A 12597-nucleotide genomic window follows, 5' to 3' on the forward strand; every position below is an offset into this window, starting at 1 on the left:
TTGCGAAGCAACTTCAAAATCTACCGGACTCAGGTCGCGCCCACACCGGAACTGCCCGTGGGTCCAATCGTCTCGACGACCTGGAGCGAGCCCACGCGGAGTGAGTCCACCTGCCAGTCATCACCCCGCAGCTTGCCAATGGTCAGGGCTCGGATGGCCAGGGTGCCGATGCTGAGCGCGCCGATGGCGAGCGCTCCCAGCGCGGTGGCTCCCACGGCCAGTGCGGGCAGGGCACGAGGCCGCGGCCTCAGCCGGTGGCGCAGCAAGGGAGCAAGCCGGAGGCTGGCCACGAGCGCGGCCACGTTGGACGCCGTGAGCACGGCGGCGCTGGACAGGGCCGCGGTTCGCCACGGCACTTCAATGGGACGAGAGAGGAGGGTGGTCTGCATCCCGTGGAAGTGTGCATGGCGTCAGGACGTGCCACGCGGCGGGATGGGAGGCCCCCGGCCGGATGGATGGCCGGGCGCCTCGTAGTTCACCTTCGCGCTACTGCGCTACTGCTCGATGATGATTTCGCAGTACTGCGGGTAGCGGTTGCACGGGTAGCAGGTGCCATCGGGGCCGCCCACGCAGACCTCGTTGGCGGCACAGCGCCCCTGCAGGTCACACCGGCGCAGCTCCTGCTCGGCGCTGCCCGTTTCGTCCACGGGGGCCTCCTCCACGGGGCCACCACAGGCCAGCATCACCGCCGCCGCAACCAATCCAAGTCCTCGCATCCACGCCTTGTGCATCCGGAGCTCCGTGGGACTGACGGGTGAGGTCTGGATTGTGCGCTTAACGTTTGAAGGAAGGAATGTGGGCGCGCACCCTCGCCCGGGCATGCATGTAGACGCCGCCGGGCGAAGGGGTGCGTCAGCGTTCGTAGGTGAGGAAGGTATGGGGTGGCTCGGCGTCGGGATGTGCTTCCTCTTCGACGCATGTCCAACCCGACAGATCCACGTCGGGGAACCAGGTGTCACCAGGAAAGTCCTGGGCGATGCGCGTGAGGTAGAGGCGCTGCACGCGGTCCATCGTCTGGGCGTAGAGGTCCGCGCCCCCGGCGATGAAGACCTCCGAGTCACCGCTGGCTTCCGCCACGGAGAGCGCTTCGTCCACGGAGTGCGCCACCTGGACACCCGGGGGCGCGAAGTCACGCTGGCGGGTGACGACGACGAAGGTGCGGCCCGGCAGCGGGCGGCCGATGGACTCGTACGTCTTGCGCCCCATCACCAGGGTGTGGCCCATGGTGATGCGCTTGAAGCGCGCGAGGTCCGCGGGCAGCCGCCACGGGAGCTGGTTGCCCGCGCCGATGACCCGGTTCGCCGCCATGGCGACGATGGCGGACAGTTTCATACGGCCACGGGCGCCTTGATGGCGGGGTGCGGGTCGTAGCCTTCGAGCGTGAAGTCTTCGTACTTGAAGGCGAAGAGGTCCCTCACCTCGGGGTTGATGCGCATGCGAGGCAGGGGGCGCGGTTCGCGCGACAGCTGCGTCTTCGCCTGCTCGACGTGGTTCAGGTACAGGTGCGCGTCACCCACGGTGTGGATGAACTCGTGCGCCTGCAGGCCCGTCACCTGCGCCACCATCATCGTCAGCAACGAGTACGAGGCGATGTTGAAGGGCAGCCCCAGGAAGAGGTCCGCGCTGCGCTGATAGAGCTGGCAGGACAGCCGCCCGTTGGCCACATAGAACTGGAAGAGGACGTGGCAGGGCGGCAGCTTCATGGACGGCAGGTCCGCCACGTTCCACGCGCTGATGATGTGGCGGCGCGAGTCGGGGTTCTTCTTCAGCCCCTCCACCAGCGCCTTCATCTGGTCGATGTGTCCACCATCGGGCGCCGTCCACGAGCGCCACTGGTGCCCGTACACGGGGCCGAGGCTGCCGTCGGCGTTGGCCCACTCGTCCCAGATGGTGACGCCCTGGGCCTGGAGCGTACGCACGTTGGTGTCCCCCGCGAGCATCCACAGCAGCTCATGGAGGATGGACTTCGTGTGCACCTTCTTCGTGGTGAGGAGCGGGAAGCCTTGCGCGAGGTCGAACCGGAGCTGGGGTCCGAAGACGCTGAGCGTCCCCGTGCCGGTACGGTCGCCCTTCTTCACCCCGTGGTGCAGGACGTGGTCGAGCAGGGACAGATAGGGCTGCATGCGGCCATGTACGATCGCGCCCCGCCTGGATACAAGGGGCTCGTGCCACCGGTGAACTCCGTACAGGGCTGTACGTCGTGGTGCGGCTTCTCATGGACGCCAGTCGTCACGCACCGTTAGAAGCCGGGGCATGAAACTCTATACGAAGACGGGTGATGCGGGAGAGACCGGTCTGTTCGGTGGCGGACGCGTCTCGAAGGACGACGTTCGTGTAGACGCGTATGGGGAAGTGGACGAGCTGAACGCGACCCTCGGCCTCGTGCGGAGCTTCGATGGGCCCACGGATGTGGACGCGCTGCTCCACCGGCTCCAGGACCAGCTCTTCACGGTGGGCGCGGTGCTAGCCACGCCCGAGGGCACGAAGGCCTCGGCGCACATTCCCGAGCTGAAGCCTGAGTGGGCCGAGGACATGGAGCGCGCCATCGACGGCTTCGAAGCGGAGCTGCCGCCGATGACCCACTTCATCCTGCCCGGAGGCACGCAGGCCGCGAGCGCGCTGCACCTGGCGCGCACCGTCTGCCGCCGCGCCGAGCGCCGCACGGTGCCGCTGTTGCGCGAAGGGAAGATTCCGCAGGCGGTGGTCGTCTATCTCAACAGGCTCTCCGACCTGCTCTTCGTCCTGGCGCGCGTGGTCAACCACCGTGCGAGCGTGGAAGACGTGAAGTGGATTCCGGCGAAGCCCTCCAAGTAGTCGGACCCGCCCCGTGAACGTGCTGCCCACCACCCATCTGCGTGACCTCGCCAGCTCGGTTGGCTTCGACCTGGTGGGGTTCGCGCGCGCCGAGCCCATCCCGCCCGACTTCCTGATGTCCTGGGTGGCCGCGGGCTACGCGGCGGACATGGACTGGATGGGCGAGCGGGCCGCCGAGCGGCTGGACGTCTCGCTCCTGCTGCCGGGCGCGAAGACGGTCATCTCCTTCGCGAACAACTACTGGCGCGACGACGCGGAGACGGTGGATTCCCCCATCGCGCGCTATGCCCGGGGACGCGACTACCACTCCACGCTGCGCGACCGGATGAAGGCGTTCCGCAAGGCGCTCAACGTGATGTACCCGGGGCTGGGCACCTACGGCGGCGTGGACAGTGGCCCGTTGATGGAGAAGGTGTGGGCGGCGCGCGCGGGCCTTGGCTATGTGGGGAAGAACGGCTGCTTCATCACCGAGCCCTATGGCTCGTGGGTGCTGCTGGCCACGCTCGTGGTGGACGCCGAGGTGGACGACTATGGCGAAGGCCCGGCGGCGGACCGGTGCGGCGCGTGCCGCCGCTGCCTCATGTCCTGTCCCACGGGGGCACTGGTGGGCAACGGCCGCGTGGATGCTCGCGCATGCCTGTCCTACCAGACCATCGAGAACCGCGAGCAGCAGGTGCCGGAGGCGTTCCGGTTCAAGTTCGACAACCTGATTTTCGGCTGCGACATCTGCCAGCAGGTGTGTCCGCTGAACCGCCGGCCGGTGTTCGCGGAGCACCCGCGCTTCGCGCCCCGGGCGGTGGCGGAGTTGGGCGTGCGCGAGCTCGCGGGACTCACACCGGAACAGTATGAGCACCTGATACCTGGCACCGCGCTGGCACGCGCACGCTACGACGGGCTGCGCCGCAACGCCGTGTATGCGTTGGGTGTGGCGAAGCAGGCGGACGCGAAATCGTTGCTGGAAAAGCTCAGCGGCGATTCGAGCGAATTGGTACGTACCGCCGCGCAATGGGCGCTCCTTCAGCTCGACCCCTGACGTCCACCTCTCCGCAGTCATTGGGCCCTGTCTACGCCGGGCTCATCCTCCAGGTCCTCATCAGCGCGGGAACATACCTGGCGGGCAAGCGCGCGATGTCGGAGCTGGCGCCGCTCACGGTGGTGTTGTGGCGGTTCGTGTTGAGTGGCTCGGTGTTCATGCTGTTGCTGTGTTTCCTGCCCGGGCCCCGGCTGCCGCCGCGCAACGAGTGGGGGCGGGTGCTGATGCTGGGTCTGCTGGCAGGGCCGGTGAACCAGGTGTTCTTCTTCTATGGCCTGTCCCAGTCCACGGCGGCGCACGCTGCGCTGCTCTATGCGCTGACGCCGCTGGGCGTGTACCTGCTCAGCCTGAGTCGCGGGCATGAGCGCGCCTCGCTCCGGGCGATGGGCGGCATCATCACCGCGTTCGCGGGCGTGGTGGTGTTGCTGTTGGGGCGCGGGCTGGCGGATGCGAGCGGCTCGTTGATGGGAGACCTGCTCATCCTGGGCGCGGTGATGTCGTGGGTGGTGTACACGACGGAGGGCAAGCCGTTCGTTGCCATCCACGGACCGATTCGCGCGACGTCGTGGAGCATGGTGGCCTCCACGTTGATGATGATGCTGATGGCGCCGTTCTTCGCGAGGCCGGAGGCGGTGCTCGCGGCCAGCTCCGCGGCTCGGTATTCCATCGTCTACCTGGGCCTGCTCACGTCGGTGGTGGCGTATCTGCTCTGGTATTTCGCGCTGTCGAGGGTGCCGGCGTCGAAGGTGGCCGTGTTCTCCAACCTCCAGCCCGCTGCGACCGCGCTGGCCGCCTGGGCCATCCTGGACGAGGCGCTGCACTGGGAGATTGCGGTGGGCGGCGTGCTCGTGCTCCTGGGCGTGCGACTGACACAGGCGGCGCACGTCCGGCCGCCCGCCGTGGCGCCGGCCGCGGCAGAGCGGCCTCCCGTCTCATCGAGCGTCGGATAGCCGCAAGACTCGGAGTGCCGGGCCTGTCGTCGCCCTTTAGCTTCCCGTCATGGCCGCAAGGGTTTCCCGGAAGGAAGCAGACGTCGTGTCCACGCAGAAGGTGACGGCGGGAAGGTCACGCCCGCCCGGCTCGGTCCGAGCCGTGAAGCAGGTCCCAGAGCGGGTGGCCGACGTTGACTGGGCACGAGTCTCGGAGGAGTTGGACGCGCGAGGCTGCGCGACGTTGGAGCGGCTCGTCACGCCGGCCGAGTGTGACACTCTGGCGGCGCTGTATCCGGAAGACGCCGTGTTCCGCAGCCGCGTGGTGATGGCGCGGCACGGCTTTGGAAGAGGTGAGTACAAGTACTTCGAGTACCCGCTGCCGGACGTGGTCGCCGGGCTGCGCGAGTCGCTGTACCCCCGGCTCGCGCCGATTGCGAACCGCTGGAACACGGCCATGGGCATCGAGGTGAGGTACCCGGAGTCGCATGCGGCGTACCTCGAACGCTGCCGCGCGGCGGGGCAGGTGCGGCCGACGCCGCTGCTGTTGTGGTACGAGGCGGACGACTACAACTGCCTGCACCAGGACCTCTATGGGGAGCACGTCTTCCCGCTCCAGGTGGCGATTCTGCTGTCGGAGCCCGGGCGGGACTTCACGGGAGGCGAGTTCATCCTCACCGAGCAGCGTCCGCGCATGCAGTCACGGGCGGAGGTCGTCCCGCTGCGCCAGGGGGACGCGGTGGTGTTCGCCGTCCACCACCGCCCGGTGCAGGGCACGCGAGGCGTGTACCGCGTCAACCTCCGGCACGGCGTCAGCCGCATCCGCTCGGGACAGCGTCATACGGTGGGCGTCATCTTCCATGATGCGGCTTGAGGAGCGCGGATGACGTTGGACTTGTTCGACGGCCTTGGTGGCACCGGACCTCGAGAGGAAACGCTCGGTCCCGGTGCCATGGTCCTCCGGGGCTTCGCGCTCGCCCAGGACGCCGAGTTGCTGCGCGCGGTCCAGGACATCGCGCTCGTTTCGCCCTTCCGCCACATGGAGACGCCGGGTGGATTCCGGATATCGGTGGGAACGACGAGCTGTGGTGCGTGGGGTTGGGTGACGGACCGGACGGGCTATCGCTATGTCTCGGAGGACCCGGTGCGGGAGCGGCCCTGGCCGGAGATGCCGGCGGTCTTCCTGCAACTCGCGCAGATGGCCGCCGCGAAGGCCGGCTTCGAAGGATTCATCCCGGATGCGTGTCTGGTGAATCGCTACGAGCCCGGTGCGAAGATGTCGCTGCACCAGGACAAGGACGAGCGTGATTTCACCGCGCCCATCGTCTCCGTTTCACTGGGGCTTCCGGCAGCCTTCCTCTTCGGTGGAGCGGAGCGGTCGGACAGGCCGGCGCGCGTGCGCCTGAGCCATGGCGACGTGGTCGTCTGGGGAGGTCCCGCCCGCCTGCGCTATCACGGCGTCATGCCGCTCAAGCCGGGGCACCACGCCCAGGTGGGTGGGCATCGCATCAACCTGACGTTCCGAAAGGCGCGTTGATGTCCGGTTCTGGGAAGCGACTTCCCAAGGCCGGGCACCTGGACAGTCGCCGGGAGAGGGGCATCTTGCTGGCGCGGCGATTGCTTTGACAGCGCATGCCACTGCCATGCGAGGAGCGCCCATGTCCGACTTCGTCCAGGAACTGCGCCACGCGGCGAGGATGCTCGCCAAACAACCGGCGTTCACCCTGGTGGCGGTGTTCACGCTGGCGCTGAGCATCGCCGCCAGCACGGCCATCTTCAGCGTGGTCAACGCGGTGCTGCTGTCGCCCCTGCCATTCCCGGAGCAGGAACGGCTGGTGATGGCATGGACCCGGCTTCCCGGCACGCCGCAGTGGTCCGTCTCTCCGGCCAACTTCCGGGACTGGCGCGAGCAGGGCGAGGTGTTCGAGGCGCTGACGGCCTTCTCGCACGTCCCTTTCAACCTGTCGGGTGACGGCACACCGGAGCGCCTGCGCGGCGCCAGCGTGTCCTCGAACTTCTTCAGGGTGCTCGGCGTGGGGCCGATGCTGGGGACGACCTTCCAGGCTACGGAGGGGGAGATGGGGCCCCGTCACGTGGTGGTGTTGAGCCATGGCCTGTGGCAGCGCCGCTTCGGGGCAGATGCGCGCGTCATCGGCCGCAGCGTGCGGTTGGATGACCGGAGCTATGAAGTCGTGGGCGTGATGCCGGAGCGCTTCGGGCTGCCCGCCATCGCTCCTGGCCGGGTGGTTCCCACGGAGTCGCCGGAACTCTGGGTTCCGGCGGCGCTCCAGGACATCCCGCAGCTTGGTTCGAATGCGGCGCTGGACCTGAGCCAGTCGCGCGATACCAGCTACCTGCGGGTGATGGGGCGGCTGAAGCCTGGGGTGACGCTGGAGCGCGCGGGCGGTGCGATGTCAGCCATCGCCCAGCGGTTGGAGGCGGCATATCCGGTGAGCAACCGCCACTCCGGCATCGTCCTGGTGCCGCTGCGGGAGCAACTGGTCGGGAACGCGCAGCCTGTGCTGTGGGTGCTGCTGGGTGCGGTGGGGCTGGTGATGGCCATTGCCTGCGCGAACGTGGCGAACCTCTTCCTGGTGCGGGCGACCGCGCGGCGCCAGGAGATGGCGACACGCATGGCCCTGGGCGCCGGTCGAGGGCGACTGGTGCGCCAGCTCCTCACGGAGAGCGTGCTGCTGGCGTTGGTGGCGGGCGCGCTGGGATTGCTGCTGGCGGTGTGTGGCCTGGACGGCCTGCTGGGGCTGGTTCCGCCGGAGCTGCCTCGGCTCGACGAGGTCCGCGTGGATGGGTGGGTGCTGGCCTTCACGTTCTGCGTGTCGCTGGGCACGGGCACCCTCTTCGGCTTGCTGCCCGCGTTGCAGGCGTCGAGGCCGGACCTGAACGCCGTGCTCCGGCAGGGCGGTGGTGGAAAGCTCACGGTGGGTGGCCAGCGCTCACGCGGGGCGCTGGTGGTGGGCGAGGTGGCGCTGGCCGTCATGTTGCTCATCGGCGCGGGCCTGTTACTGCGCAGCCTGTGGAGCCTCCAGACGGTGGAGCAGGGCTTCCAGGATGATTCGGTGCTCACGTGGAGCGTGTCCCTGCCGAGTGACACGTACCCCGACGAAGCGCGGCAGGGGGCGTTGTTCCAGCGCGTGGTGGAGGAGGTGGCGGCGTTGCCCGGTGTTCGGCGCGCGGGGGCTGCGTCCGACCTGCCGTTGGGCGGCGCGGAAATCTGGATGGGGTTGGGTATCGAGGGACAGGCCCCCGTCGAACCCAGTGCGCGCGCCAGCGTGGGCTTCCAGGTCGTCACCCCGGGCTACTTCCAGACACTGGGCATTCCGCTGCGCCAGGGGCGTGACGTGACGAGCTTGGACACGCGTGAGTCCCAGCCCGTGGTGCTCCTGAACGAGACGGCCGCTCGGCGCCATTTCCCGGGCAGCGACCCGGTAGGGCAACGCATCCGTCTGGGGGATGACGCCAATGTCTGGCTCACCGTCATCGGCGTGGTGGGAGACGTTCACTACAACGGGCCCGGTCAGGAGGTTCGGCCGGAGGCCTACGTTCCCGCGCTTCAGCGGACCTTCTTCTTCATGTCGTTCGTCGCGCGGACGGAGGGCGAGCCCATGGCGCTGGTGCCAGCGGTGCGCTCGGTGATGGCGTCGCTGGACAAAGACCTTCCGGTGAGTACGCCACGCACGATGGCGCAGCGGGTGGCGGAGTCCACGGCGCGTCCGCGCTTCGTCTCCTTGCTGGTGGCGGTGTTCGCGGGGCTCTCGTTGTTGCTGGCGGGCGTCGGCCTGTCTGGCGTGATTGCGTACATGGTGCGCCAGCGCACGCGGGAGATTGGCATCCGCATGGCGCTCGGGGCGCTCCCGTCGGATGTGATGCGACTGGTGTTGGGGCACGGCGTGCGGCTGGCGCTCGTGGGGGTGTGCGTGGGGCTCGTGGGCGCATGGGCTACGACACGGATCATGGCCAGCCTGCTGTTCGGCGTGAGCGCCACGGACCCCGTGACCTTCGGCGCGCTGGCCGCGCTGGTCGCGGGCGTTTCCCTGCTGGCCACGTGGCTGCCCGCGCGGCGGGCCACGCGCGTGGACCCTCAGGTGGCCATGCGCGGTGAGTAGTCGCCACCGCGCTGGGAATGGCAGGCGTCACCGGACCCGGCCTAGGCTGGGCCCATGCTTCGTTCGGGTGAGGACCTGCTTCAGGTGGAAGAGCGGCTGTGGCTCTTATCCGCGCCGACCGGGCAAGGCATCTACGACTTCGCCTTCGACCGCTTCTTCGCATGCCGCCGTCCGTACGTGCTGCCTGAGTCCATGGAGGTGGTGGCCAGGGTCGGCGTCTGGAGCGACTACGCCGAGCGCTACCGCGAGTTGGCGGAAGCGGGCATCCGCCTGGTGCACACACCCGAGCAGCATCTCCAGGCCACGGAGCTGCCTCATTGGTACCCGAAGCTCACGGACCTGACTCCGCGCAGCGTCTGGTTCGATGAGCGGCCAGACGCGGAGACCGTGGAGCGTCTGCTGGGGTGGCCCGTGTTCGTGAAGGGGGAGCGGCAGACCAGCCGGCACCGCAAGTCGCTCTCCATCATCGAAGGGCCCGAGCAGTTCCGTCAGGCGATGGCTGCCTACGCAAAGGACCCCATCCTCCACTGGCAGCGAGTGGTGTGCCGGGAATTGAGGCCCTTGCGCCGGGTCGAGGAGGGCGCGCCGGACCGCATCCCCAGCTCCTTCGAATTCCGCACCTTCTGGTGGAAGGGCGAGCTGGTGGGGTGGGGGCCCTACTGGTGGCAGGGCACGCCGTACACGCTGACGCCGGAAGAGCAGCACGAGGCGCTCGGGCTCGGGCGTGAGGTGGCACGTCGGCTGGACGTGCCCTTCCTCGTGGTGGACGTGGCCCAGGAGGTATCGGGCCGGTGGATTGTCATCGAGTGCAACGACGGCCAGGAGAGCGGCTACGCGGGGATTTCCCCGTTCGCGCTCTGGCAGGCCATCCTGGATGTCGAGCGCGGAACCGGAGCTGCCTAGCGCGCCTCAGTCCCCGTTCGGGTCCCACTCGGAGATGTCGTACTTGGGCTCGGGCGGCAGCGGCGGCTTGCTGGACTTGCTGGGCGCGGGCTTCTTCACCACCGGAGGCGGGGCGTCGGACACGTCTTCGTCGAGCAGCGGGTCCTTCTTCGCCGGGCTCGCGGAGACAGCAGGCGGAGCGGGCTTCACCGGCTCGGGCGCGGCCGGCGCAGGCGCAGGCGCGGGCTCTGGCGCCGCCATCACCGTGGGCTCATCATCCGGAGAGTCCAGGTCGCCCAGGGACGTCGGGTCGGCGGGGGCCGCTGCGGGGGTAGGGGACGGAGGTGGGTCCGATTCACTCGCCCGGTACACGCCCGTCCGCGTGGCCTCCACCGCGACACCGGAGGACGGAGGCGGCGGAGGAACAGGCTCCGGCGCGCGGCGCGAAGGCTCCGCCGCGGCGGAGGACTCTGACGCGCGGTAGCCGTCCCGCCGGCCCGAGGGCTTCTCATCCCCGAACGGGTCCTCCTCGCGGCTGTTGCGCTTGCGCGTGGGCTGCGCATCACCGTCGCCGAACGGGTCCTCCTCGCGGGTCAGCTTCTTTCCCTTCCGCCGCTTCGGCGGATCCGCCACCACCCCGGCGGGCAGCCCCTTCAGCGACGAGTGCCGGTCCGCACACAGGCCCACGCCCTCCTGACATTCGGCCAGACAGTGGGTGAGCTGCTTGATGGTGCGCCCGCTGCCTCCGTATTGGATGGAGCAGTCCTCCTTGCAGGTCGCGTAGTCCTCCTGGCAGCCAGAAGGGACGGCGGCCGCGGCGGGGCCGGCGGCGAGGGTCAGGCCAAGAATCAGAAGGGCTCGCATGGCGATTACGAAAACTACCAGTCTTCTGGGGTTCCGGCGCCAGGGGGGCGCGTTATGGTCCCCTGGCGCGATGGTCGCGCCACGAGGAGGCACATGGCTGTCAGGGTGGGCATCATCGGGAGCCCCGGGTTGGCCCAGGCACTGGGCATCCCCGGCAAGGGCGAGTCCCACATCTTGGAGACGCCCTTCGGTCCTCACGCGGGCCCCATCGTCACCACCGAACTCGACGGCGTCTCCGTCACCTTCGTCGCCCGCCATGGGACCGGCCACGTCTACAACGCCACCCGCGCGCCCTACCGCGCCAACCTCTACGCGCTGAAGGTCCTGGGCGTCACCCACGTCATCGCCACCGGCACCGTGGGCAGCCTGCGTGAGCACATCCATCCGCTCCACCTCGCCCTGCCGGACCAGGTCATCGACCGTACCTACCGCCGTCCCTGCACCTTCTACGACGACGTCGCCGTCCACGTGGACCTGGGCAACCCCTTCTGTGGCACCCTGCGCCAGGTGCTCGAGAACGCCAGGGACCCGCTGGGGCCGACCGTGCACGCCGAGGCCACCTACGTCTGCATCGAAGGCCCGTCCCTCAGCACCCGCGCGGAGAGCATGCTCTACCGCACGTGGGGAGGAGACCTGGTGGGCATGACGGGCATGCCCGAGGCCCGGCTCGCCCGCGAGGCGGAGCTCCACTACGCCATGGTGGCCCTACCCACCGACTACGATTCGTGGCAGCCGCGCGCGCCGGGGCAGGAGCATGACGACCTGCTGGCGCAGGTCTCCCACAACCGGAAGGCCGTCACCGCCAGCGGCGCCGCGCTCATCCGCCGCGCGTTGCCTCGCATCGGTGAAGCCCGCGCCACCTGCCGCTGCGACACCGCGCTGGCCCTGGCCATCGGCACCGAGCGCAGCCGCATCCCCGACGAGGTGCGCGGCCGCCTCCGTCCACTGCTGGGCAGATACCTCCCGCCCAACGTCGCCTGACGACACCGCACCAGGTCATTCGGCCGGGCCACACGCAGTGCGCCCGCCTAGCCGCCTGCTGCCAAAGCGCGCTTCCGTTTTCACCTTCTGAGCCCCGGTACGACTCGGAGCGAGGAGGCGAGCATGCGGTTGCCCAGACTCAAGCACCTGTCCTGGCGCGAGTTCAGCTGGCGCTTCGTGAGGGAGTTCCAGGAGGACAGCGTCACCGACATCGCGGCGCAGCTGTCGTACTACCTGCTGTTCTCGCTGTTCCCCATCCTCTTCTTCCTCGTCACGCTGGTGGCGTACCTGCCATTCGCCCCGGGCGCGGTGGACGCGATGTTGGACCGCATCCGCCCGCTGGTGCCGGGAGACGCGCTGGGCCTCATCACCGGGCACCTGCAGTCCCTGGTCAACCAGCCCCAGCCCAAGCTGCTGACGGCCGGTCTGGCCATCACGCTGTGGTCCGCGTCGCGCGGCGTGAATGCGCTGCGCACCGCGCTCAACCTGGCCTACGGTGATGCTGGTACTGGCGCTCTGCTACTACCTGCTGCCCGACGTGAAGCAGCGCTTCAAGTACATCACCCCTGGCTCCGTCCTGGGCACGGGCCTGTGGTTGACGAGCACCTGGGGCTTCACGCAGTACGTGGAGCACTTCGGCAAGTACAACGTCACCTACGGCTCCATCGGTGGCGTGATGGTGCTGCTGCTGCTGTGGCTCTACCTCTCCGGGCTCATCTTCATCGTCGGAGGCGAAATCAACGCCATCCTCGAGCACGCCTCGGTGGATGGGAAGTCGAAGGGCGCCCGCGGCTTCGGGGAGCCCGCGCCGCTGGAGCCGCCCCTGAAGACGCCCGGCGCGGCCAAGAGCGCCAGCAGCGCCATGCGGTCGACGCTGGCACGCTTCCGATGGCGGCGCCGCGTGGCCCGGGGGCAGGAGCCCGAGCCCACCGTGGAGGAGCAGGACCCCCGCTCCTCCACGTTGCACTGACGG

14 protein-coding genes and 1 pseudogene are annotated in these 12597 nt (G+C 68.9%); 10 read left to right on the forward strand and 5 right to left on the reverse strand.

What is annotated here, in order from left to right:
• Positions 1 to 29 precede the first annotated feature (29 nt).
• The 4 genes from F8M74_RS26045 to F8M74_RS26060 all read right to left on the reverse strand — a co-directional run bounded on the left by F8M74_RS26045 (position 30) and on the right by F8M74_RS26060 (position 2123).
• On the reverse strand, positions 30 to 389 hold the full coding sequence (locus tag F8M74_RS26045; RefSeq protein WP_141256746.1) for a hypothetical protein: 360 nt from the start codon (positions 387 to 389) through the stop codon (positions 30 to 32).
• Positions 390 to 494: 105 nt separating this feature from the next.
• Complete coding sequence (locus F8M74_RS26050; RefSeq protein ID WP_141256747.1) at positions 495 to 731, reverse strand: hypothetical protein; 237 nt, start codon at positions 729 to 731, stop codon at positions 495 to 497.
• 121 nt (positions 732 to 852) lie between these two features.
• The gene (locus F8M74_RS26055) at positions 853 to 1332 is read right to left on the reverse strand and encodes a dihydrofolate reductase (protein WP_141256748.1); all 480 of its coding nucleotides are present in this window, start codon (positions 1330 to 1332) and stop codon (positions 853 to 855) included.
• Positions 1329 to 2123 carry a thymidylate synthase gene (locus tag F8M74_RS26060; protein ID WP_141256749.1) on the reverse strand — a complete coding sequence of 265 codons (795 nt, stop codon included), beginning with the start codon at positions 2121 to 2123 and terminating at the stop codon, positions 1329 to 1331. Before F8M74_RS26060 ends, F8M74_RS26055 begins: the two co-directional genes overlap by 4 nt.
• 130 nt (positions 2124 to 2253) lie before the next feature.
• Between F8M74_RS26060 and F8M74_RS26065 the strand changes: the two genes are divergently transcribed.
• The 7 genes from F8M74_RS26065 to F8M74_RS26095 all read left to right on the forward strand — a co-directional run bounded on the left by F8M74_RS26065 (position 2254) and on the right by F8M74_RS26095 (position 9800).
• A complete protein-coding gene (locus F8M74_RS26065) occupies positions 2254 to 2814 on the forward strand; it encodes a cob(I)yrinic acid a,c-diamide adenosyltransferase (RefSeq protein WP_141256750.1) in 561 nt (186 codons plus the stop codon).
• 13 nt (positions 2815 to 2827) lie between these two features.
• On the forward strand, positions 2828 to 3847 hold the full coding sequence (queG, locus tag F8M74_RS26070) for a tRNA epoxyqueuosine(34) reductase QueG (protein WP_141256751.1): 1020 nt from the start codon (positions 2828 to 2830) through the stop codon (positions 3845 to 3847).
• On the forward strand, positions 3820 to 4797 hold the full coding sequence (locus F8M74_RS26075; RefSeq protein WP_141256752.1) for a DMT family transporter: 978 nt from the start codon (positions 3820 to 3822) through the stop codon (positions 4795 to 4797). The genes queG and F8M74_RS26075 overlap by 28 nt, the downstream gene beginning before the upstream one ends.
• 49 nt (positions 4798 to 4846) lie before the next feature.
• Complete coding sequence (locus F8M74_RS26080) at positions 4847 to 5650, forward strand: 2OG-Fe(II) oxygenase (protein ID WP_141256753.1); 804 nt, start codon at positions 4847 to 4849, stop codon at positions 5648 to 5650.
• 9 nt (positions 5651 to 5659) lie between these two features.
• On the forward strand, positions 5660 to 6313 hold the full coding sequence (gene alkB, locus F8M74_RS26085) for a DNA oxidative demethylase AlkB (protein ID WP_141256754.1): 654 nt from the start codon (positions 5660 to 5662) through the stop codon (positions 6311 to 6313).
• Between the two features lie 121 nt (positions 6314 to 6434).
• A complete protein-coding gene (locus F8M74_RS26090) occupies positions 6435 to 8897 on the forward strand; it encodes an ABC transporter permease (protein WP_162294990.1) in 2463 nt (820 codons plus the stop codon).
• 54 nt (positions 8898 to 8951) lie between these two features.
• The gene (locus F8M74_RS26095; protein ID WP_141256756.1) at positions 8952 to 9800 is read left to right on the forward strand and encodes an ATP-grasp domain-containing protein; all 849 of its coding nucleotides are present in this window, start codon (positions 8952 to 8954) and stop codon (positions 9798 to 9800) included.
• Positions 9801 to 9806: 6 nt separating this feature from the next.
• Here the strand turns inward: F8M74_RS26095 and F8M74_RS26100 are convergent, their stop codons facing one another.
• Entirely contained in the window at positions 9807 to 10643 is an 837-nt protein-coding gene (locus F8M74_RS26100) for a hypothetical protein (RefSeq protein WP_162294991.1), read from the reverse strand.
• A gap of 93 nt (positions 10644 to 10736) precedes the next feature.
• Between F8M74_RS26100 and F8M74_RS26105 the strand changes: the two genes are divergently transcribed.
• The 3 genes and pseudogenes from F8M74_RS26105 (at position 10737) to F8M74_RS38085 (ending at position 12594) form a co-directional block, all read left to right on the forward strand.
• On the forward strand, positions 10737 to 11624 hold the full coding sequence (locus tag F8M74_RS26105) for an MTAP family purine nucleoside phosphorylase (protein ID WP_141258041.1): 888 nt from the start codon (positions 10737 to 10739) through the stop codon (positions 11622 to 11624).
• 123 nt (positions 11625 to 11747) lie between these two features.
• Positions 11748 to 12105, forward strand: a pseudogene (locus tag F8M74_RS38080) (YihY/virulence factor BrkB family protein); the annotation flags it as partial.
• A gap of 18 nt (positions 12106 to 12123) precedes the next feature.
• Positions 12124 to 12594 (forward strand): YihY/virulence factor BrkB family protein, encoded by a 471-nt coding sequence (locus F8M74_RS38085; RefSeq protein ID WP_228565857.1) that lies wholly within the window; start codon positions 12124 to 12126, stop codon positions 12592 to 12594.
• Positions 12595 to 12597 lie beyond the last annotated feature (3 nt).

The organism is Myxococcus sp. CA023 (assembly GCF_010998615.1).
In the GTDB taxonomy this organism is placed as follows: domain Bacteria; phylum Myxococcota; class Myxococcia; order Myxococcales; family Myxococcaceae; genus Myxococcus.